This window comes from Dorea sp. D27 (genome assembly GCF_001185345.1).
In the GTDB taxonomy this organism is placed as follows: Bacteria; Bacillota; Clostridia; order Lachnospirales; family Lachnospiraceae; genus Extibacter.
In genome coordinates this window covers 1255347-1276556 of the sequence record NZ_KQ236743.1, presented here as the reverse complement: position 1 = coordinate 1276556, position 21210 = coordinate 1255347, and the positions used below count along the sequence as shown (strand labels likewise).

Annotated in this window: 20 protein-coding genes; 18 read left to right on the top strand and 2 right to left on the bottom strand. The window is 49.9% G+C overall.

The features are described 5' to 3' along the window. The first annotated feature begins 26 nt into the window (after window positions 1–26). The 17 genes from HMPREF0980_RS06010 (at window position 27) to rpsO (ending at window position 19065) form a co-directional block, all read left to right on the top strand. Window positions 27–1403: an ABC transporter substrate-binding protein gene (locus HMPREF0980_RS06010; RefSeq protein WP_049728177.1), complete on the top strand. Its 1377-nt coding sequence runs from the start codon at window positions 27–29 to the stop codon at window positions 1401–1403. 16 nt (window positions 1404–1419) lie between these two features. Next, window positions 1420–2292 carry a carbohydrate ABC transporter permease gene (locus tag HMPREF0980_RS06005; RefSeq protein ID WP_049728176.1) on the top strand — a complete coding sequence of 291 codons (873 nt, stop codon included), beginning with the start codon at window positions 1420–1422 and terminating at the stop codon, window positions 2290–2292. Further along, complete coding sequence (locus HMPREF0980_RS06000) at window positions 2292–3152, top strand: carbohydrate ABC transporter permease (protein WP_084002675.1); 861 nt, start codon at window positions 2292–2294, stop codon at window positions 3150–3152. Before HMPREF0980_RS06005 ends, HMPREF0980_RS06000 begins: the two co-directional genes overlap by 1 nt. A gap of 23 nt (window positions 3153–3175) precedes the next feature. Next, the gene (locus HMPREF0980_RS05995) at window positions 3176–4522 is read left to right on the top strand and encodes a glycoside hydrolase family 32 protein (protein WP_049728174.1); all 1347 of its coding nucleotides are present in this window, start codon (window positions 3176–3178) and stop codon (window positions 4520–4522) included. Then, a complete protein-coding gene (locus HMPREF0980_RS05990; protein ID WP_049728173.1) occupies window positions 4480–6717 on the top strand; it encodes an alpha-galactosidase in 2238 nt (745 codons plus the stop codon). The genes HMPREF0980_RS05995 and HMPREF0980_RS05990 overlap by 43 nt, the downstream gene beginning before the upstream one ends. Further along, a complete protein-coding gene (locus tag HMPREF0980_RS05985) occupies window positions 6665–8503 on the top strand; it encodes an amylosucrase (RefSeq protein ID WP_049728172.1) in 1839 nt (612 codons plus the stop codon). Before HMPREF0980_RS05990 ends, HMPREF0980_RS05985 begins: the two co-directional genes overlap by 53 nt. 140 nt (window positions 8504–8643) lie before the next feature. Next, window positions 8644–9111 (top strand): ribosome maturation factor RimP, encoded by a 468-nt coding sequence (gene rimP, locus HMPREF0980_RS05980; protein WP_049728171.1) that lies wholly within the window; start codon window positions 8644–8646, stop codon window positions 9109–9111. 21 nt (window positions 9112–9132) lie between these two features. After that, window positions 9133–10323: a transcription termination factor NusA gene (gene nusA, locus HMPREF0980_RS05975; protein ID WP_049728170.1), complete on the top strand. Its 1191-nt coding sequence runs from the start codon at window positions 9133–9135 to the stop codon at window positions 10321–10323. 33 nt (window positions 10324–10356) lie between these two features. Beyond that, a complete protein-coding gene (rnpM, locus tag HMPREF0980_RS05970; RefSeq protein ID WP_049728169.1) occupies window positions 10357–10611 on the top strand; it encodes an RNase P modulator RnpM in 255 nt (84 codons plus the stop codon). Continuing rightward, window positions 10598–10921, top strand: a complete 324-nt coding sequence (locus HMPREF0980_RS05965) for a L7Ae/L30e/S12e/Gadd45 family ribosomal protein (protein WP_049728168.1) — start codon at window positions 10598–10600, stop codon at window positions 10919–10921. Before rnpM ends, HMPREF0980_RS05965 begins: the two co-directional genes overlap by 14 nt. 14 nt (window positions 10922–10935) lie before the next feature. Next, window positions 10936–13749 carry a translation initiation factor IF-2 gene (gene infB / locus HMPREF0980_RS18520; protein WP_084002659.1) on the top strand — a complete coding sequence of 938 codons (2814 nt, stop codon included), beginning with the start codon at window positions 10936–10938 and terminating at the stop codon, window positions 13747–13749. 34 nt (window positions 13750–13783) lie between these two features. Further along, window positions 13784–14164 carry a 30S ribosome-binding factor RbfA gene (rbfA, locus tag HMPREF0980_RS05955; RefSeq protein ID WP_049728167.1) on the top strand — a complete coding sequence of 127 codons (381 nt, stop codon included), beginning with the start codon at window positions 13784–13786 and terminating at the stop codon, window positions 14162–14164. Next, window positions 14154–15095, top strand: coding sequence for a DHH family phosphoesterase (locus HMPREF0980_RS05950; protein ID WP_198146173.1), 942 nt, complete (start codon window positions 14154–14156; stop codon window positions 15093–15095). The genes rbfA and HMPREF0980_RS05950 overlap by 11 nt, the downstream gene beginning before the upstream one ends. Window positions 15096–15125: 30 nt before the next feature. After that, window positions 15126–16043: a tRNA pseudouridine(55) synthase TruB gene (truB, locus tag HMPREF0980_RS05945; RefSeq protein WP_049728165.1), complete on the top strand. Its 918-nt coding sequence runs from the start codon at window positions 15126–15128 to the stop codon at window positions 16041–16043. A gap of 10 nt (window positions 16044–16053) precedes the next feature. Beyond that, on the top strand, window positions 16054–16986 hold the full coding sequence (locus HMPREF0980_RS05940) for a bifunctional riboflavin kinase/FAD synthetase (protein ID WP_049728164.1): 933 nt from the start codon (window positions 16054–16056) through the stop codon (window positions 16984–16986). Between the two features lie 16 nt (window positions 16987–17002). Beyond that, the gene (locus HMPREF0980_RS05935) at window positions 17003–18655 is read left to right on the top strand and encodes a Na/Pi cotransporter family protein (RefSeq protein WP_049728163.1); all 1653 of its coding nucleotides are present in this window, start codon (window positions 17003–17005) and stop codon (window positions 18653–18655) included. Between the two features lie 143 nt (window positions 18656–18798). Further along, entirely contained in the window at window positions 18799–19065 is a 267-nt protein-coding gene (gene rpsO, locus HMPREF0980_RS05930) for a 30S ribosomal protein S15 (protein WP_006444064.1), read from the top strand. 64 nt (window positions 19066–19129) lie between these two features. Here rpsO and HMPREF0980_RS05925 read toward each other — a convergent pair whose 3' ends face one another. Together HMPREF0980_RS05925 and HMPREF0980_RS05920 are read right to left on the bottom strand one after the other, a co-directional pair. Next, window positions 19130–19798 carry a phosphatase PAP2 family protein gene (locus tag HMPREF0980_RS05925; RefSeq protein WP_049728162.1) on the bottom strand — a complete coding sequence of 223 codons (669 nt, stop codon included), beginning with the start codon at window positions 19796–19798 and terminating at the stop codon, window positions 19130–19132. A gap of 135 nt (window positions 19799–19933) precedes the next feature. Further along, the gene (locus tag HMPREF0980_RS05920; protein WP_049728161.1) at window positions 19934–20551 is read right to left on the bottom strand and encodes a helix-turn-helix domain-containing protein; all 618 of its coding nucleotides are present in this window, start codon (window positions 20549–20551) and stop codon (window positions 19934–19936) included. 183 nt (window positions 20552–20734) lie between these two features. Between HMPREF0980_RS05920 and HMPREF0980_RS05915 the strand changes: the two genes are divergently transcribed. Beyond that, on the top strand, window positions 20735–21208 hold the full coding sequence (locus HMPREF0980_RS05915) for a complex I 24 kDa subunit family protein (RefSeq protein ID WP_049728160.1): 474 nt from the start codon (window positions 20735–20737) through the stop codon (window positions 21206–21208). Window positions 21209–21210 lie beyond the last annotated feature (2 nt).

Below are 21210 nucleotides of genomic sequence, written 5' to 3'. Positions count from 1 at the left end.
TGCAGAAAAACAAGGAGGAATGAAGAATGAGAAAGAAAGCAGCGGCGAGATTCATCGTGCTTGGACTCGCCGGGGTACTGTCGGCGTCGATGCTTACCGGATGCAGGTTCGGGTTTGCAAGCGATCCGGATGATCCGAATGAGGCAAAAAAAGAAGAGCCCATTGACACATCGGTGGATACATATCCATACGACTCTTCCCTTGAGGGAACAGAGATTACACTGTTGAATTCCAAGGCGGAGATTCAGGTTGCATTGGATAAGATGGGTGCGGAATATGAGAAGAAGTCAGGCGTCCACGTAGAGGTCATGCCTGTCACAGACGGCGATTCACCATACACGAAGGTGGTAAGCCTGTATAACTCCGGCAATCCGCCGACTATGGCAATCCTTGACACGACGGACGTGGTGGCACTCGCCGGGGAGAAGGCACTGGATTTATCAGGAGAACCGTGGATAGGAGAGGCACCGGGGTATGTGACCGAGATTGACGGAAAGGTGTACAGTCTTCCATTATGTATTGAAGGGCGCGGAATCATCTATAACAAGTCAGTGATTGAAAAGACGCTTGGCGAGGCGTTCGACCCGGCATCCATCCAGACGCAGGAAGCGTTCGCAAAACTGCTCGACAGGCTGGTCGACGCCGGCATGGAAAAGCCGGTATCTCTTGCCAAGGAAGACTGGTCGTTAGGCGCGCATCAGCTGCAGTATATATATGAGACGTATGACGGCACGTCAGAAGGAGCGCAGCAGGTGATAGAAGAGATCAAGGACGGGAAACTTGACCTGGAAACATATGGCCGCATGGATCAATTCACTGATATGTTTGATATATTGAAACAATACAATGTTGCAAAAGGCAATCCTCTCGGTGCCGATTATGATGAGATGGCAATTGACCTGGCGGACGGAAAGACAGCGTTCTGGTTCAATGGGAACTGGGCATGGCCGAATATAGCAGAAGCGGGAGCCGAAAGCGATGATCCGTATGGGTTCCTCCCGTATTACATGAATAACGACGAAAATGATTTTGCCAACAGCCGTATCCAGGCGTCCCCTTCAAAGCAGGTGATGGTGGACGGGCAATATGCAGATGCAAAGCAGCAGGCGGCGGCAAAAGACTTTTTAAAGTGGATCGTGTATTCAGAGACAGGACAGCAGATGCTTGTAAAAACGTGTAATCTGATTCCTCCGTTCCAGAATAATCCATATGAGCCGCTGGATCCGCTCAGCAGGGATATATATGAGAAAATGCGCAAAGACGAGGTGTTCAATGCATCCGCCATCGTGCCGAATGACCATTGGGCAGTGCTTGGCGCTGCGATGCAGAAATATCTGGCGGACAGAAGCGACAGAGAGGAACTGACGGCAGCTGTACAGGATTACTGGGCAGAACAGGAATAAAAGAGGGGGAAACGACATGAAATCAAATAAAAGAGGAAAAGATTTCTGCATATTTGCATTGCCCGGAATGTTTTGTTTTTTCGCAGTTGTAATTGTACCATTCATCTACGGGGTATATCTTACATTGACGGACTGGAACGGAGTGGCAAAGGTTAAAAATTTTATCGGGCTTAAGAACTTTGGCGGCGTAATGAAGGATACCCAGTTCTGGACCTCACTGCTGCTCACGTTTAAATATGTGATAGCAGTTGTTATCCTCGTCAATCTTATAGCGTTTATAATCGCATACCTTCTTACGAGAGGAATCAAGGGGCAGAATTTCTTCCGTGCAGGCTTTTTCACACCGAATCTCATAGGTGGTATCGTTCTCGGTTATATCTGGCAGTTTGTGTTTTCCAGGGTGTTCGTCAGCGTCGGAGAGTCTACAGGCTGGAACCTGTTCGGCGTCTCCTGGCTGTCAGACCCGACGAAAGCATTTATCGCCCTGGTCGCCGTGTCAGTCTGGCAGCTGTCAGGCTATATGATTCTCATCTATGTGGCAGGCTTTATGGGACTGAGCGAGGACGTGATGGAGGCGGCAAGCATAGATGGTGCTACAGGATGGAGAAAAATGAAAAGTATCGTGATGCCGCTTATGATGTCTTCCGTGACAATCTGCCTGTTCCTCACATTGTCCCGGGCATTCATGGTATATGACGTCAACCTTTCACTGACTGCAGGAGCGCCTTATGGAACGACAGAGATGGCGGCGATGCATGTGTATGAAAAGGCGTTTACGTCCCGCCAGTTTGGCCTTGGACAGGCGGAGGCGCTCCTGCTGTTTATCATTGTGGCATGCATCAGCGGAATTCAGGTATATCTGACGAAAAGGAAGGAGGTCGAGGCATGATGAATAAGACTACGATTGGCGGAACGAAGAGGAAGGCTGCCAACCTGCTGGCTATGGCTGGGTTGGTTATCGTATTTGCGGCGTATATGTTCCCATTCCTGATGGTGGTGATAAACGCATTAAAGCAGAAAAGGGATATTATCAAAAGCCCGTTTTCATGGCTCTTTACAATCAAAGGGCTGTCCTTTGACAACTTTGTAAAGGCATTCACGCAGATGGATTTCCTGAATGCGTTTAAAAATTCGCTCATTGTCACCGTTTCAGCTACTCTGCTCGTGACACTGCTGGCGGCTATGCTGGCCTATTATATTGTGCGCCATAACAATGGAATATCAAAAATCACGTTTTCCCTTATGGTGGCTTCCATGATTATCCCGTTCCAGGCAATCATGATTCCCCTTGTGAGCATATATGGCGGGACATTGAACATATTGAACCACAGAGCTACGCTCATATTCATGCATGTTGGATTTTCGATGACAATGTCGGTGTTTATGTTCCACGGTTTTATCAAAGGCAGCGTTCCGGTGGCGCTGGAAGAGGCGGCATACATAGATGGCTGTTCACGGACACAGACATTTTTTAAAATCGTGTTTCCTATTTTGAAACCGATTATATCAACCATGGTCATATTAAACTCGCTCGCATTCTGGAACGACTTCCTGCTTCCGTCTCTTGTGCTGACGGACAAGAAGCTGTTGACGCTTCCGCTTTCGACATACAGCTTCTATGGAACATACTCTGCTGATTACGGAACGATTATGGCAGGTCTCCTGCTCTGCGTGATCCCGATTCTCATATTGTACATCGTACTCCAGAAGCAGATTATCAGCGGGGTCGTGGCTGGTGCGGTGAAATAGCTCTTGAAAAGGAAGATAGGCAGATGTTAAAAGATGTACTTCATTTAAAGGCTCCGGGGAATTGGATCAATGATCCCAATGGATTTATCTATTACAAGGGGCAGTACCACATGTTCTACCAGTACTTCCCTTATGCCCCGGTGTGGGGGACGATGCACTGGGGCCATGCCACAAGCAGTGACCTGATTCACTGGGAGCATCATAGGACGGCGCTTTTTCCTACGAAAGATTATGACAGAAATGGAATATTCTCAGGGAGCGCGCTGGAATTAGACGGGAGACTGGCGGTGTATTATTCAGCGGTCCGGTATCTGAAGACAGACAAGGAGAACATCCATACTGCTGTGGACGAGGCTTTTGAAACGAGCCAGGCCATGATCATATCGGACGATGGGATGCAGTTTGACAACTGGAATGAAAAGCGTCAGATTATCCCGGTCGTCCACGATGACGAGACCGCGGACAGCAGGCACACGAGGGACCCGAAAGTGTGGGAGTACAATGGTATATATTATATGGCGCTTGGGAGCACGTACCGTGAAGAGGCAGGGCGCATCTTGTTCTACCGCAGTTTAAACGGGCTGGAATGGGAATACCTTAACCAGTACCGAAGCAGTAATTATGGCAGGATTATGGAATGCCCGGACATCTTCCGGGTGGATGGCAGCTATATATTCGTAGGTTCCGCGATGTATATCATGGAGGACGGCTTTGATTACAGACACCATGCGGTATGTGCGCCCTGCCGGTTCCGACCGGACACGTGCGACCTGAAGCTGCCGGATACGTACCAGTATATGGATTACGGACTTGATTTCTATGCGCCGCAGTCGAATGTCGATACGGTTGGGAGACGGGTGGTAATTGGATGGATGCGGATGCCGGAAGCGGCCGGCGACAGGGGAGACGGCCGTGGAGCATGGAATGGCATCCTCTCCCTCCCCCGGGTGGTAAAGTGCGGGGGAGGCCATGTGTGCTTCCGTGTGCATCCAGAGGTGGATCAGTGCTTTTCCCATGTTGTGGAGGATCAGGGAAAGCTTGACTTTCAACAGCCATTCAGGCTGAAAGCCTCGCTTATGGAAGGCAGCCGGCTTAATGTGGGCGGCTATGAGATCTGGATTGAAGATGACTGCCTCCGGACGGACAGAAGCAGGGTGTTCCCTGCTGGGGGAAGGCCCCGCCTTGTCAACTGCACGCCGAAGCTTGGTGGCAAGTATGAGCTTGATATCTTCGTAGAACCGAATGTAATCGAAATCTTTGTAAATAACGGCCAGTATGTGCTCAGCAACGTGGTGTACCATATGGAGCCGCATATAGAAGGAGAAGTATGGGAATTAAGTATGATGAGGGAAAACAAACGTTTACATTAGATACATTCAATACGACCTATCAGATGCAGGTGGACCGCTATGGTTTCCTTCTGCATCTGTATTATGGCAAAACCGTAAAGGGAAGCGTGGATTATCTGCTGACGTATCTGGACCGGGGATTCTCGGGAAATCCTTATGACGCAGGAAAAGACAGGACTTATTCCATGGACGTGCTCCCCCAGGAGTTTCCGTGCCACGGGACAGGAGACTACCGCGGCACTGCTTTTGCCATGCAGGAAGAAAGCGGGGCGTACGCCTGTGATTTCCGGTACAAGCGTCATGAAGTAAGAAAAGGGAAATATGGGCTTCCCGGACTGCCGGCTGTCTATGCAGAAGAAAAGGAAGCAGATACGCTGGAAATCATCCTGGAAGATAATGTGACAAGAATACAGGCGCACCTTCTGTATGGCGTCCTTCCGGGACATGACATAATTACGAGGAGCGTACGGATTGAAAATGCAGGAGAGCAGAAGGTCAGCCTGCTCAAAGTACAGAGTGCGTGTATCGATTTTACGAACGGAGATTTTGATCTCATTACTTTTTACGGGCGTCATGCTATGGAGAGGAATTATCAGAGAGAGCCCCTGGCGCATGGAAGCTTTGTGATTGGAAGCAGAAGAGGGACGTCGAGCCACCAGTACAGTCCGATGATGATTCTGGCAGAACGCGCGGCGTCTGAGGACGCGGGCGGGTGCCTTGGCCTTTCCTTTGTGTACAGCGGAGGGTTCAAGGCGGAGGCGGAGCTGGACCAGTATGGACAGACCCGGCTCCTCATGGGGCTTTCGGATGAGCGGTTCTGCTATCCTCTTGATCCGGGAGGGACATTTACCGCACCGGAGGTCATGATGACCTACTCATCGGAAGGACTGTCACGCCTGTCGCATAATCTTCACCGCTGCATGCGTGCGAACCTGTGCAGAGGGAAATATAAAGAAGCGGTCCGGCCGGTGCTGCTCAACAGTTGGGAGGCGGCATATTTTGACTTCGATGGAGAGACGATATACCGGCTTGCCAGGCAGGCGGCAGAAGCCGGCATTGACATGATCGTCATGGATGACGGCTGGTTTGGAAAGAGGGATGACGACTATTCCGGGCTTGGGGACTGGAAGGTGAACGAACAGAAACTTGGCATGACGCTTGGCAGGCTCATTGAGCGGGTGAACGCTCTTGGGCTTAAGTTCGGTATATGGATGGAGCCGGAGATGGTGTCTGAAGACAGCGAGCTTTACCGGCAGCACCCCGACTGGGTGCTGAAGATACCCGGCAGAAATCCGGTACGGGCCAGGTACCAGCTTGTGCTCGACTTTTCAAGAAAAGAAGTCGTGGATGCCATGTTCAGCCAGATATGTTCTGTTCTGGATGAGGGGAATATCGAATATATGAAATGGGATATGAACCGGAGCATCTGCGATGTGTATTCGGCAAGCGGTGAGAACGAGGGGAAGGTGCTCTATGACTATATGCTCGGCCTGTATGATATCCTTGAACGTCTGTGTAAGAAATATCCGGATATGCTTATGGAAGGCTGCAGCGGAGGGGGAGGCCGCTTTGACGCGGGCATGCTCTATTATACGCCCCAGATCTGGTGCAGCGATAATACGGATGCAATTGACAGGCTTCGGATACAGTATGGCACTTCCTTCGGGTACCCGATATCGGCAGTAGGCTCCCACGTGTCCGCAGTCCCGAACCACCAGACAGGCCGGACGGTGCCGATGCGGGCTAGGGCGGTTACTGCGATGGCAGGCTCCTTTGGCTATGAGCTGGATATGAACGGTCTGTCTGAGGAGGAGAAAGAGGAAATACGGGTACAGATCAGAACGTATAAAGCGGATGCCGCATTGATACGGCAAGGACTTTATTACAGGCTGACGAACCCGTTTGAAGATGAGCTGTGTGCGTGGGAGTTTGTTTCCGACGATGGGGAGGAGGCCTTGCTGTTCGCGGTCCGCCAGAATAACCATGGCAATATGACAGTATCTTATGTAAGGCTCAGAGGGCTATGTCCAGAAGGAGTCTATGAGGACATGGAGACGAAAAAGCAGTATTTTGGCAGTGCATTGATGGAGGCAGGGCTTGTGCTGGCTCCCAAGATTGAGGAATACGAATCATACAGAGTTCATTTAAGAAGGAGAGAAGGAAATGGCGAAGATGGACGATATTTTTCAGAAAAGGATGGAGAGGCATCACGATGAGCTGAGATGGCTCTATATGGAGCTCTACCATAATGATGATATGTTTGCCGAACTGTGCGGCCAGCTCTACCGCTATTATAAAATCAGAAGGGTAAAGCTCAGGAACCGGGATGAAAGGAGGGAAAAGGATTCCGGCTGGTTCAAGAAGCAGGATATGCTGGGGATGATGCTCTACATTGACAATTTTGCAGAAGACTTGAAAGATATGAGGGGGAAAATCGGATATTTGAAGGAATGCGGGGCCAGTTTCATCCATCTCATGCCATTCCTTGAGACACCGGAGGGCAGATCCGATGGCGGCTATGCGGTACAGGACTTCCGCAAAGTAAGGCCGGATCTTGGGACGATGGAGGAGCTAGGGGTTCTGGCCGATGAATGTCACAAAAGGGGGATGGACCTTTGCATGGACTTTGTCATGAACCACACGTCAAGTGAGCATGAATGGGCGATAAAGGCAAGGGAAGGGGACGGAGAATATATGAGCCGTTACTTTTTCTTTCATGATTCTGACATCCCGTGCACATATGAGGCGGCAATGCCGCAGGTGTTTCCGACTACTGCGCCGGGGAATTTCACCTACTTTCCTGAGATGGATCACTTCGTCATGACAACATTCTATTCCTATCAGTGGGATTTGAATTATAAGAATCCAAGAGTATTCAATGAGATGATGTATCATTTTCTCTATCTTGCGAATCAGGGAATCGATATCTTCCGGTTAGACGCGGTTCCCTACATATGGAAAGAACTGGGAACGGCTTGCCGGAATCTGCCCCAGGTCCATACCATTGTACGCATGATGCGCATGATAGCCGAAATCGTCTGTCCGGGCGTGCTGCTTCTGGGAGAAGTCGTCATGGAGCCGGAAAAGGTCGTTCCATACTTTGGGACGGTGGACAAACCGGAATGCCATATGTTATATAATGTGACAACGATGGCAACGACATGGAACAGTGTGGCGACAAGAGATATCAGGCTGTTGAAGCAACAGCTCGATATCGTGAATGCTCTTCCGAAGGAGTACACATTCCTGAATTACCTCCGATGCCATGACGATATCGGATGGGGGCTGGACTATGGCTCGCTTGCATATATGGGCATGAAGGAGATACCCCACAAACGGTATCTGAACGATTATTTCACAGGAAATGTCCCAGGCAGCGTGAGCAGGGGCGAGCTATACAACGATGATCCGGTTACGCGGGACGCGAGATTCTGTGGGACGACTGCTTCCATGTGCGGCATCGAGAGCGCAGGATTTGAAAACGATAAGCAGAAGCTCTGGCACGCGGTCCGCTTCGATATCATGCTCCATGCTTACATGCTGATGCAGGCTGGCATACCGATGCTCTACAGTGGAGATGAGATTGGACAGGTCAATGATTATTCTTATAAAGAAGACGCGATGAAGCGGCTGGATTCCCGCTATATCCACCGTGGGAAATTCCATTGGGAACTTGCGGCGAGGCGCGCAGACGGTTCGAGTGTGGAAGGGAAATTATTTCAGGGGCTTAAGCAGCTAGAGGAGCTCAGAAAGACAGAACCGGTATTTGGTGAAGCTGCCTGCATCTGTACGCGGGATGCGGGGGATATCTCAATACTGTGCATGATAAGAGAGACTGATGAGGACAGGATGCTCGGCGTGTTCAACTTCCATGACGGTAAGAGGACCGCATGGCTGAACGAGCCTGGAAGCTACATGGATATGCTGTCAGGTGAGCAGGTTGATTTGACGGCTTTGGAACTGGAGGGGCATTCCTTTGTCTGGGCGAAATGTTTGAAATAGTCCAGAAGGTAAAGTTTTTCCGGTATTTCCTTGCATTTCCGCTGAAACGGTGCTATACTGGATAACAGTTACATAATGAAAACGGCAGAAGAGTGAACGGAAGTTCACTCTTCTTTGTTGGTAGGAAAGGAAGTTGGGATTTGTCAAAGAGAGAAATATACGAACAGAAGACGGAAGAGATTCTTCTCCCCATCGTGGAAGAATACGGGTTTGAGCTTGTGGATGTCGAGTATGTGAAGGAAGGCAGTACATGGTATCTGCGTGCGTACATCGACAAGCCGGGCGGCATCAATATCGATGACTGCGAGAAGGTCAGCCGGAGGCTGTCCGATATACTGGATGAGAAGGATTATATGGATGACGCTTATATTATGGAAGTAAGTTCCCCGGGGCTCGGGCGTCCGCTGAAGAAAGAAAAAGATTTCAGGAGGAGCCTTGGAGAAGAAGTCGAGATAAGAACCTACCGCATGATGGATAAGCAGAAAGAATTTTACGGGATACTGAAAGATTATGACGACAGTACAGTTACGATATTGCAGGAAGATGAGACCTTAAAAACATTTGCCAAAAGCGACATCGCGCTTATTCGCTTAGCGTTCGATTTTTAGATTTTAGGAGGAGAAAAAGTAATGAACACAGAGTTATTAGAAGCGTTAAATATTTTGGAAAAAGAAAAGGATATCAGCAAAGAGACACTGTTGGATGCAATTGAAAATTCATTGCTGAATGCTTGTAAGAACCATTTTGGAAAAGCGGACAATATAAAAGTCATCATGGACAGGGAGACATGTGATTATAAACTATTTGCTGAGAAGACTGTAGTGGAAGAGGTAGAGGATGACCTGGAGCAGATAAGCCTTGAGAAGGCAAGAGAAATCGACAGCACCTTCGAACTTGGCGATATCGTACAGATTCCAATCGAATCCAAGTCTTTCGGGCGGATTGCCACGCAGAATGCAAAGAACCTGATTCTGCAGAAAATCCGGGAAGAAGAGAGAAAAGTTGTATATGACCAGTACTTTGAGAAGGAAAAAGATATCGTGACAGGTATCGTCCAGCGCTATGTAGGCAAAAATATCAGCATTAACCTCGGCAAGGCGGATGCCATGCTTACGGAAAACGAGCAGGTCAAAGGTGAAGTGTTCAAGCCGACAGAACGCATCAAGCTGTATGTCGTAGAAGTGAAGAATACGACCAAGGGGCCGAAGATTCTCGTCTCCCGTACACACCCCGAGCTTGTGAAGCGCCTTTTCGAGTCCGAGGTGACAGAGGTGAAGGACGGCACGGTCGAGATCAAGAGCATTGCAAGAGAAGCCGGCAGCAGGACGAAGATAGCAGTGTGGTCCAATGACCCGGATGTGGATCCGGTAGGGGCCTGCGTCGGAATGAACGGGGCAAGAGTGAATACGATCGTCAATGAGCTCCGGGGTGAGAAGATAGACATCATCAACTGGAGCGACAATCCGGCGATACTGATAGAGAATGCCTTAAGCCCCGCTAAAGTCATCTCCGTTATGGCAGATCCGGACGAAAAAGCGGCAAGCGTCATCGTCCCTGATTACCAGCTGTCTCTGGCAATCGGTAAAGAAGGACAGAACGCGAGGCTCGCGGCCAGGCTTACGGGTTATAAGATTGATATCAAGAGCGAGACTCAGGCAATCGAGTCTGGAGAACTGCCTGAGAATTATATGGAACTAAGTGAAGGTGTCTATGAAGAAGAGATGTATGAGGACGGCTTTGACGGCGAATACGCCGAGGAGTATCCGGAGGATTATGCGGATGGCACCGAAGAGATAGAATTTACAGAAGCAGAGGATTAGGGTGATTGTTTGAGCAGCAGCAGGAAGGTGCCTATGCGCAAATGCGTAGGCTGTCAGGAAATGAAGGGGAAAAAGGAAATGATTCGGGTTATCCGTACGGAAGAAGGGGACTTTCTTCTGGACGCGACCGGTAAGAAGAACGGACGGGGCGCTTATGTATGCAAGGCGAGAGAGTGTCTTGAAAAAGCGGTTAAAAATAAAGGCCTGGAGCGTTCGTTTAAACAGTCTATTCCAAGAGAAGTATACGATAAACTGGAAAAGGAGATGGAATCGCTTGGGCCAGAATAGGATATTGTCTCTGATAGGAATCGCCACGAAAGCCGGCAAGACGGCAAGCGGTGAATTCTGTACGGAGAAAGAAGTAAAGTCGGGGAGAGCCGCGCTGGTGATTGTGGCAGGGGATGCATCTGCTAACACGAAGAAAAAATTTCAGAACATGTGTGACTTCTATGAAGTGCCAATCTATTTTTATAAAGATAAAGATACCTTGGGGCATGCAATGGGAAAAGAATTCCGGGCGTCTCTTGCGGTACTTGACGAGGGATTTGCAAAAGGAATCAGGAAACATATGGATACAGAAGATAATACGATTGCATAAAGGAGGTAGTTAGTATGTCAAAAATCAAAGTATATGAATTAGCAAAGGAGCTTGATGTCCACAGTAAGGATATCATCGAGTTCCTGGGCAAGAAAAATATAGAAGTTAAGAGCCATATGAGCACGCTGGAGGATACAGACGCGGATATGGTAAAGAAGGGCATGGGTAAAGCGGAGCCACAGGATAAAGAGGCAGCAGCACCGAAAAAGAAAAATATCGTGCATGTATTCCGTCCGCAGAACACACAGAATGCCGGCAGGCACGGGAACCGGCAGGGCGGAAGACAAGGGCAGCAGGGGCAGCAGTCCCAGGGCAGGCCTATGCAGGTGAATAATGGCCGCCCTGCGAAGCAGCCGCAGGGTGCGCGTCCGGCACAGAACCAGGACAGACCGCAGGGTGCGCGTCCGGTACAGAACCAGGACAGACCGCAGGGTGCGCGTCCGGTACAGAACCAGGACAGACCACAGGGCTCCCGTCCGGCACCGTCTCACGACAGGCCGCAGAACGCGCGTCCGTCACAGCCGCAAGACAGGCCGCAGGGTTCCCGTCCGCAGCAGTCACACGACAGGCCGCAGGGTTCCCGTCCGCAGCAGGGACAGGACAGACCACAGGGCAGCCGCCCGCCACAGAATTACGACAGGCCGCAGGGGGGACGCCCGGCACAGGGATCAGACAGGAATAATGGCCGCGGAGAACGCCAGGGCAGCAGGCCGCAGAACGGCCGCCCGCAGAATGGCAGGCCGCAGAGCGGACGCCCACAGGGTGACAGGCCACAGGGAAGCCGCACAGGACGTCCCCAGGGCGGTGACAGGCCGTCGTATCAGAACGACAGAAACCAGAGCAGAAGACCGGGTGAGAGATACGACCGTCCTGGCGATAAGAAGAATACTACTAGTCCTTCCCCGGCACTGGAAGGCCAGAAGCCGCAGCGCAGCAAGGGCAAGGGTAAAGATGACTATAAGAAGAAAGACTACCGCCGCGGCGAGGATGACAGGAATAAAGGCAAGAAGCAGAAGGCTGACATCAAAAAAGATATCCAGAAGCCACAGCAGAAGGTAGTGAAGGTAGAAGAAGAGATCAAGGCAATCATCATTCCTGAAGTGCTTACGATCAAAGAGCTTGCTGATAAGATGAAGATTGTTCCTTCTGTCATCGTGAAAAAGCTGTTCCTCCAGGGAAAGATAGTCACGGTGAACCAGGAGATAGATTACGCTACTGCGGAAGAGATTGCGCTGGAGTTTGATGTACTCTGTGAAAAAGAAGAGCAGATTGATGTAATCGAAGAGCTTCTGAAAGAGGAAGACGAAGATGAGAAGAAGATGAAGAAACGTCCGCCGGTCGTATGTGTCATGGGTCATGTCGATCATGGCAAGACGTCCCTTCTGGACGCCATACGGCACACAAATGTGATAGACCGCGAAGCCGGGGGAATCACGCAGCATATCGGAGCCTATGTCGTAGAGGTGAACGGAGAACGTATTACATTCCTTGACACACCGGGCCATGAGGCATTTACGGCCATGCGTATGCGCGGTGCCAGCTCTACGGATATCGCGATACTCGTGGTTGCGGCCGATGACGGCGTAATGCCACAGACAGTGGAGGCCATCAACCATGCCAAAGCTGCCGGAATCGAGATTGTAGTTGCAGTCAACAAGATAGATAAGCCGAGCGCCAATATAGACAGGGTAAAGCAGGAACTGGCCGAATACGAGCTGATTCCGGAGGACTGGGGCGGAAGTACGGTCTTCGTGCCGGTATCCGCGAAATCGGGCGAAGGAATTGCAGATCTGATGGAGATGCTTATCCTCACCGCAGAAGTTATGGAACTGAAAGCCAATGCAAACAGACGTGCGAGAGGACTCATCATCGAGGCCGAACTCGACAAAGGCAAAGGTCCGGTAGCAACGGTGCTTGTACAGAAGGGAACGCTTCACGTAGGTGATTCCATCGCAGCCGGCTGTGCATATGGCAAAGTGAGGGCTATGATGGACGACAAGGGCAGACGTGTCAAAGAGGCAGGCCCGTCCGTGCCGGTAGAAATTCTCGGACTGAACGACGTACCGAATGCAGGAGAAGTATTCGTAGGCTGCGCGAATGATAAAGAGGCTAGAGGCTTTGCAGAGACATTCATCTCACAGGGCAAGGTGAAGCTGCTTGATGAGACAAAAGCAAAGCTGTCGCTGGATGACCTGTTCACGCAGATCAAGGAAGGCAACCTGAAGGAACTTGGCATCGTAGTAAAAGCGGACGTGCAAGGTTCTGTCGAAGCGTTGAAGCAGAGCCTTCTGAAGCTGTCAAATGATGAAGTGGTCGTGAAGATCATCCATGGCGGCGTAGGGGCAATCAATGAATCCGATGTCAGCCTTGCGTCTGCATCGAATGCCATCATCATCGGGTTCAACGTACGTCCGGACGCGACAGCCAAAGAGACGGCAGAACGAGAAGGCGTAGACCTTAGGCTCTACCGTGTCATTTACAATGCGATAGAAGATGTAGAGGCAGCGATGAAGGGAATGCTGGATCCGGTATTTGAAGAAAAGGTTCTCGGCCATGCCGAAGTACGGCAGACATTCAAGGCGTCCGGCGTCGGTACCATTGCCGGTTCCTATGTCCTGGACGGTACTTTCGAGCGCGACTGTTCCGTAAGGATTACCAGAGACGGAATCGTCATCTTTGACGGGCCTCTTGCATCTCTGAAACGTTTTAAAGATGATGTGAAAGAAGTAAGAGCAGGATATGAATGCGGATTTGTATTCCAGAATTTCAATGATATTAAAGAAGGGGATCTGGTAGAATCCTTCAAGATGGTTGAAATACCGAGATAATGCATGGGACTGCTCTGGAAAAGAGGAGTAAATAATGAAAAAAAGAAGTATCAAGAATACAAGGGTAAATACAGAAGTGCAGAGGGAACTGAGCAGTATCATAAGGGGCGGCATCAAAGATCCAAGAGTGGCGCCCTGGACCTCTGTGGTAGCGGTCGAAGTCGCTCCTGACCTGAAGACGTGCAAGGCATATATAAGCGTACTTGGAGATGAAGAGGCTCAGAAGGAGACGATAAAAGGGCTGCAGAGCGCAGAGGGATATATACGCAGGGAACTGGCGAGGACCCTCAACATGCGCAATACTCCTGAGATAAGATTTATCCTTGATCAGTCGATAGAGTATGGAGTAAACATGTCGAAGAAGATTGATGAAGTGACAAAAACAACAGTAAAGGATGAGACAGATGCTGAATAAGTTATTGGCTCAGGCAGATTCTATCGCAATCGGCGGACACGTACGACCTGACGGAGACTGTGTAGGCTCCTGTATGGGGCTTTACCAGTATATCCGGGAAACATATGTGGATAAAGAGGTGGATGTATATCTGGAGGACATTCCCGATGTACACAAGTTTATAGAGGCGACAAAGGATATCCGGCATGAGATTGTGGGCAAAAAGACATATGACCTTTTCATCTGCCTCGACTGCGGGGATGAGGACAGGCTTGGCTTTTCGCTGCCCCTGTTCCAATCCGCCAAAAGGACGTTCTGCGTAGACCATCATGTGAGCAACCGTGAATTTGCAGATGTAAATTATATATTCCCCGATGCCAGCTCCACTTCAGAGCTGATATATGACCTTATCGACAAAGACAGGATATCAGAACAGATAGCGGAGGCGCTCTACCTTGGCATCGTGCATGATACGGGAGTGTTCCAGTATTCCTGCGCATCGCCGGCCACCTTCGAGGCTGCCGCGGATCTTCTGAGGAAAGGGATTGACGGCCCGAAGATTATTGAAGATACGTTTTATGAAAAGACGTATGCCCAGAACCAGGTGCTTGGCCGTGCACTCCTTGAGAGCATCCTGCTCCTAGAAGGCCGGTGTATCGCGTCATATATTACGAAACAGCAGATGGAGTTCTATGGCGTGGATGCAAAAGACCTGGACGGCATCGTGAGCCAGCTGAGGGTTACGAAAGGGGTAGAGACGGCTCTGTTCATGTATGAGCTGGAGCCGAATCTCTGCAAGGTCAGCCTCCGCTCCAAGGACACGGTCGATGTGAGCAGGATCGCCCAGTATTTTGGCGGGGGCGGCCATAAGAAGGCAGCCGGCTTCAGCATGGCAGGTACACCCCATGACGTGATGAACAACGTGATAAGACAGATTGCGCTGCAACTGTAGAGGAACAGCAATGGAGGGGTCAGAAAATATATGATACACGGAGTAATCAATGTGTATAAAGAGAAAGGTTTCACTTCACACGACGTAGTAGCCAGGCTCAGAGGGATTCTAAAACAAAAGAAGATAGGACATACAGGAACGCTTGATCCGGATGCGGAGGGCGTTCTTCCCGTGTGCCTTGGCAAGGCAACCCGCCTCTGCGATATGCTCACGGATAATGACAAGACATATGAAGCGGTGCTGCTGTTTGGGACGGAAACGGACACGCAGGACACTTCCGGCAGTATCGTAAGGGAGCGGAGCACGTCACAATTGACAGAGGAAGCGGTTCAGGAGGCTGTTCTTAGATTAACCGGTGAATATGCGCAGATACCACCTATGTATTCAGCAGTGAAAATAGACGGAAGGAAGCTGTACGAACTGGCAAGAGAAGGGAAAGTTGTAGAACGGAAGGCGAGGAAGGTCCGTATCCATCATATCAACATTCTTGATATGCAGCTACCGAGGGTAAAGATGGAGATATGCTGTTCAAAGGGAACGTACATCCGTACCCTCTGCCATGATATCGGACAGAGCCTTGGCTGCGGGGGCTGCATGGAGCAGCTGATACGTACGCAGGTGGGACGTTTCCAGATAGATGGCAGCATCCGCCTGTCCGAAGTAGAGAAGATGAGGGATGACGGAACACTTTCCACCGCCGTCGTGCCGGTGGACGAGATGTTTCCGGATTACAGGAAGGTCGTGGCAGACCAGGAACAGGAACCTCTTGCATACAATGGAAATGCATTTCCGGGCAGACAGGTACCAAAGAAGGCGGATAGTTTTGAGGACGGCGAGAATGTCAGGGTCTATGACAGGGAGGGACATTTTATTGCCGTCTATGAATACCGGATGGCAGAAGAGAAGTTCAAAGTAAAAAAGATGTTTTTTGACAGAAGCAGTAGATAGAGGAAAAGCTATGCAGTATATAGAAGGTCTGGAAGCATATCATGGGGACGGCCGCAGTGCGGTGACGCTTGGAAAGTTCGACGGGCTGCACCTGGGGCATAAGAAGCTGATAGATATGGTGAAAGAATATGGAAGGCAGGACGATATAAAAAGCATCGTATGTGCCTTCGACATGAGTGTTTTATATAAGAAGAAGGGAATCGCACTGGAAGTCCTGATGACGAAGGATGAGAGAAGAAGCCGCCTGGATGGTGAAGTAGACGCTCTTGTGGACTGTCCATTTACAGAAGCGTTCAGCCAGATGGAGGCGGAGGCATTCATAGAAGAGGTGATTCAGAAGAGATTTCATGCCGCATATGTGGTCGTGGGAACAGATTTTCATTTCGGACACAAAAAGCGTGGAGATATCCACATGCTCCAGGCATATGCCCGGAAATACGACTATGAGCTCGTCGTCGTTGAGAAGGAACGGCGGGAAGGACACGTCATAAGCAGCACATATATAAAACAACTGTTAAAAGAAGGGAATATGCCAATCGTCCGGGAAATGCTCGGATATCCTTACGGCCTGCAGGGGGTCGTGGAACATGGCCGGAAGCTTGGCAGGACGCTCGGATTTCCTACGTTCAATGTCGCTCCCGCTGAAGAAAAGGCTATGCCGCCCAACGGCGTATATCTGGACCGGGTACGGGTCGACGGGACCTGGTATGAAGGCATCGCCAATATCGGTGTAAAGCCGACCGTTTCAGATGAGAACCGACTGCTCGTGGAAAGCTATCTCTTTGACTATTCCGGTAACGCGTACGGCAAAGAAGTGAAGATAGAACTGCTGGAGTTCTGTAGGCCGGAACAGAAATTTGCAGACGTAGAAGAGATGAAGAAATGCGTGGCCGGGGATATTGCCTTTGGAAGACGGTATTTCGGGATAGCAGCCGCGGATTAGATAGAGGAGAATACAAATGAGTATAACAACGTTTTTCTTACTGCTTGGGGGACTGGGACTGTTCCTTTTCGGAATGAAGCTCATGAGCGAGGGGCTTGAGAAAGCAGCGGGAGCCAAGATGAGAGGAATCCTGGAATTCTTTACGAAGAACAGGTTTGTCGGGATGCTGGTCGGTATCCTGTTTACGGCGGTCGTACAGTCGTCGAGCGCGACGACCGTCATGGTAGTAAGCTTCGTCAATTCCGGACTTATGAACCTGCTGCAGGCTTCCGGGGTAATTCTTGGCGCCAACATCGGTACGACCGTTACGGGGCAGCTGATTGCGTTCAACCTGTCTGATATCGCTCCGCTGTTCGTCATCATCGGCGTCATAATGGTCATGTTCTGCAAGAAGCTGAATATAAAGCGGACAGGGGAAGTGATACTGGGGTTCGGTATCCTGTTTATGGGGTTGAGCATCATGGGAGATGCAATGTCTTCCCTGCGGGAGTCGCCTCACATCGTAGAGCTGTTAAAATCACTGAGGAATCCGTTCGCCGCGATACTGACCGGTTTTGTCATAACGGCAATCCTGCAGAGCTCTTCTGCCACGGTTGGTATCGTCATCCTGATGGCATCCCAGGGATTGCTGGCCTTTGCTATCTGTCCGTTCCTGATTCTCGGATGCAATATAGGCTCCTGCGTGTCTGCGCTTATAGCCAGCCTTGGAGGAAAGAAAGATGCCAAGCGCGCTGCTATGATTCACTTCCTGTTCAACGTCATCGGCTCGGCTTTTATACTTATCGTGCTGCTCATTGGTGTCACGCCGATTACAGAGGCGCTCCTGAGGCTCTCCGGAGGCAACGCGGCCCGTGCCGTTGCCAATGCACATACGCTGATCAAGATCTGTGAGGTAGTCTTGCTGTTCCCGTTCATGAACTGGGTAGTCAAGGCGACATATAAGATTGTGCCGGGTACGGACGTGTCATCAGAAGACGGATTTGAACTGCAGTTTATCGGCGAAGGGTCTATCGTGTCACCTGCGACTGCCGTAGTGGACGGGATACGGGAGATTGAGCATATGGGCAGAATTGCAATCGCTAACCTGAAGACAGGTATGGATGCCCTGTGTTCCCTGGACGAGGAAGAAATCAATACGGTGTACGGCAGAGAAAAATATATAGATTTCCTGAACAAGAAGATTACAGACTACCTTGTGCGTGTCAATGAGATAGAACTGCCCCTGGCTGACGCCAAGCTCATCGGAGGCCTGTTCCATGTGGTGAACGATATCGAGCGTATCGGGGACCATGCGGAGAACTTCGTCGATTCTGCAAGGATGCGAATCGCCGACGGGGTGGAATTCAGCGACAAGGCGAAGAAGCAGCTCCATGATATGACTGCCATGGTTGTAGAGATACTGGAGTATTCCCTCGACATGTTTACGAACCGTAATCAGGAGCACATGCAGGAGATACTGGATCTGGAAGATGAGATTGACGACAGGGAGAAGAAGCTGCAGCGTTCCCATGTAAAGCGTCTCACGAAGAATAAATGTACGCCGGAGGCGGGCATGATATTTTCAGATACGATATCCGGTCTGGAACGTGTGGCCGATCATGCAACGAATATTGCGTTTGCGATTCTGGAACCAGAGGACAATGAGGAAGACGACGAAGAGGAAGATTAAAGGATGGCAGAAAATACTGCTTTACTTCCATGGTCCTCTATGGTATACTACATAGGTATGAACAGCCGGTGTTCGGTAATTGGACGACTCCAGCCATTGCTTAATGCCAGGCGGTGCAATATAGAATATAGGAGGAAGAACAGATGGTTTCAAAAGAGCAGAAAGAACAGATTATCGCTGAATATGGCAGGGGAGAGGGAGATACAGGTTCTCCGGAAGTACAGATTGCCATCCTGACAGCAAGAATCAATGATCTTACAGATCATTTTAAAGCAAATCCTAAGGACCACCACTCAAGAAGGGGCCTTCTTAAGATGGTAGGGCAGAGAAGAGGTCTGCTTGCTTACTTGAAGAACAAAGATATCACAAGATACCGTTCTTTGATTGAGAGACTTGGATTGAGAAAATAAACAGGTTTCAATGAAGTGCTGTTAACAGGGCGCTCTCCGTGAGGAGGGCGCCCTTATTTGATTCTTATTCGCCGCCGGAGCTGACAGATTCCAGCACGGAGATATACAGCATGACGAGAGCAGAAGAGAGCAGAAGGCCGCCCGCGATATCTGTAAGCCAGTGGACGCCGGATAAGAGCCGTCCGACTACAGTCACCACGATAATGAGGACAGACCATATATCCAGCAGGATGAGCAGCAGCCTTTTTCCACGCAGCAGATGCCGGTACTGCACCATCGCCGTCGCCATGATGCAGACGGCTGCCATCGTATGGGAGGACGGGTAAGACGGCTCCAGATTTTGAGACAGAATGACAGGCCTGTAATTGACAACTACGAACTCGAACAATATATAGATAGTGATGACCAGAATGTAAAATACGCCGAGAAGCAAAAGCCCTGGGTCTACCTTTTTGATGCTTCTTCTTTTGATGAGCTGGTACAGACCAAGGAACGAAAATCCAAGGGCAGCAGCGATTACGGCGACACCGAGCCAGTCGGTGATGTCATACCAGAGCATATTGATGCCTGTAAGCTCTGACACATATTGGTTGACGGTCGAAAAGCCCACCCGGGTGTGCTGCGGGCCCACAGGCATGACATCCACTACTCTCACGAGGACAGTGAAGATTGCGAACGTCAGGAAGAGGATGGATGTCACGGTAAGATGAATCTTTGTCTTTTTTCTTTTCATGATAGACTTGTCTCCTTTGCATGCTTTTGTAGTATTGCAGCTGCCGAAGCGGCTGTATCTTCATTATGGACACACATGCCGTGACGGACAAGAAACGGGCCGTCACATCAAAGAAGGGCCGCGACACGTTCCGTGTCAGGGCTTTTCCGGTACCTGCCTTACCAACAGGAAGACCTTTGAAGTAAAGAAGAAAAACAAGAGTACCGTCACATAGGGTTCCCTAGCCGCAGCAAAAAGGCAGACGGCCAGTCCGCCCAACACGGCAGAACATCGGCATACGATATCGGCCGCAGCCTCTTTCTCCATGCGGGTGAGCAGAAGCTCAGCACTCCCCAGTATGATAAAGGCCAGAAATACAGACCAGTATATCAGGAGATTATACTTCGTCTGACCAGTGTAAGACATCAGGTCCACTGCGTAGATATGGGAACCACGTGGCTGCCCATACAGAGGTAGAAAGATAAAAGATACCGCCGCGGCGTCAATGATTCCAAAGAGGCACCGGTACATTTTTCGGAAGCCGGAACGGTTTTCCGTCTCGGCAATCGTTATGAGCTCATCACTCGAAAGAAGCTCATCGATAGAGACGGAAAAGACCCGGGAAATACATTTCAGAGATTCGATATTCGGCCAGCCTTTCCCGCTTTCCCATTTTGACACTGCCGTCCTTGATACATACAGCTTTATTGCAAGCTGTTCCTGTGTCATATTATTCTGTTTTCTGAGCTGCTGCAGCTTTTCGTTAAATTCCATTCGCGACCTCCATAGACTTGCCTGACAGATATTCAGATTTACTTCATCTATTATGCCTGTCTGGGCAGAGAATATCAACTACATATTTTGTTAAATAAATAACAAAATTCTATTGCAATTTATACAAATATTCAATATAATAAGCTCAGATTGATAAAAAATTAACCAACAGAGGAGGATGACATGTTAGAACAACATTATTATGACAAGGCGGATGAAGTGATTGCCTCACATGGCGCGGGCCATGCGTCGCTCATTCCTATTATCCAGGACATACAGAGCGAATACCGCTATCTGCCTCCGGAGCTATTAAGCTATGTGGCGGGGAAGCTCGGCATTACAGAAGCGAAAGCCTACAGCGTGGCGACATTCTACGAAAATTTCTCATTTGAGCCGAAGGGAAAATATGTCATTAAAGTGTGTGACGGTACGGCATGTCACGTCAGGAAATCTATCCCGATTCTTGAGAGGCTCTACAGTGAACTTGGGCTGTCCAAAGAGAAAGTGACAACGGACGACATGCTGTTTACGCTGGAGACCGTATCCTGTCTTGGGGCCTGCGGGCTTGCGCCGGTACTGACGGTAAATGACAAGGTGTATCCGGCCATGACGCCGGATGCGGCCGCAGAATTGATTCATGAATTGAGAGGAGCGTAAAG

Coding starts and splice junctions, on each gene's coding strand:
- HMPREF0980_RS06010 (WP_049728177.1), top strand. CDS start 27: ATGAGAAAGAAAGCAGCGGCGAGATTCATCGTGCTTGGACTCGCCGGG.
- HMPREF0980_RS06005 (WP_049728176.1), top strand. CDS start 1,420: ATGAAATCAAATAAAAGAGGAAAAGATTTCTGCATATTTGCATTGCCC.
- HMPREF0980_RS06000 (WP_084002675.1), top strand. CDS start 2,292: ATGAATAAGACTACGATTGGCGGAACGAAGAGGAAGGCTGCCAACCTG.
- HMPREF0980_RS05995 (WP_049728174.1), top strand. CDS start 3,176: ATGTTAAAAGATGTACTTCATTTAAAGGCTCCGGGGAATTGGATCAAT.
- HMPREF0980_RS05990 (WP_049728173.1), top strand. CDS start 4,480: ATGGGAATTAAGTATGATGAGGGAAAACAAACGTTTACATTAGATACA.
- HMPREF0980_RS05985 (WP_049728172.1), top strand. CDS start 6,665: ATGGCGAAGATGGACGATATTTTTCAGAAAAGGATGGAGAGGCATCAC.
- nusA (WP_049728170.1), top strand. CDS start 9,133: ATGAACACAGAGTTATTAGAAGCGTTAAATATTTTGGAAAAAGAAAAG.
- rnpM (WP_049728169.1), top strand. CDS start 10,357: ATGCGCAAATGCGTAGGCTGTCAGGAAATGAAGGGGAAAAAGGAAATG.
- infB (WP_084002659.1), top strand. CDS start 10,936: ATGTCAAAAATCAAAGTATATGAATTAGCAAAGGAGCTTGATGTCCAC.
- rbfA (WP_049728167.1), top strand. CDS start 13,784: ATGAAAAAAAGAAGTATCAAGAATACAAGGGTAAATACAGAAGTGCAG.
- HMPREF0980_RS05950 (WP_198146173.1), top strand. CDS start 14,154: ATGCTGAATAAGTTATTGGCTCAGGCAGATTCTATCGCAATCGGCGGA.
- truB (WP_049728165.1), top strand. CDS start 15,126: ATGATACACGGAGTAATCAATGTGTATAAAGAGAAAGGTTTCACTTCA.
- HMPREF0980_RS05940 (WP_049728164.1), top strand. CDS start 16,054: ATGCAGTATATAGAAGGTCTGGAAGCATATCATGGGGACGGCCGCAGT.
- HMPREF0980_RS05935 (WP_049728163.1), top strand. CDS start 17,003: ATGAGTATAACAACGTTTTTCTTACTGCTTGGGGGACTGGGACTGTTC.
- rpsO (WP_006444064.1), top strand. CDS start 18,799: ATGGTTTCAAAAGAGCAGAAAGAACAGATTATCGCTGAATATGGCAGG.
- HMPREF0980_RS05925 (WP_049728162.1), bottom strand. CDS start 19,798: ATGAAAAGAAAAAAGACAAAGATTCATCTTACCGTGACATCCATCCTC.
- HMPREF0980_RS05920 (WP_049728161.1), bottom strand. CDS start 20,551: ATGGAATTTAACGAAAAGCTGCAGCAGCTCAGAAAACAGAATAATATG.
- HMPREF0980_RS05915 (WP_049728160.1), top strand. CDS start 20,735: ATGTTAGAACAACATTATTATGACAAGGCGGATGAAGTGATTGCCTCA.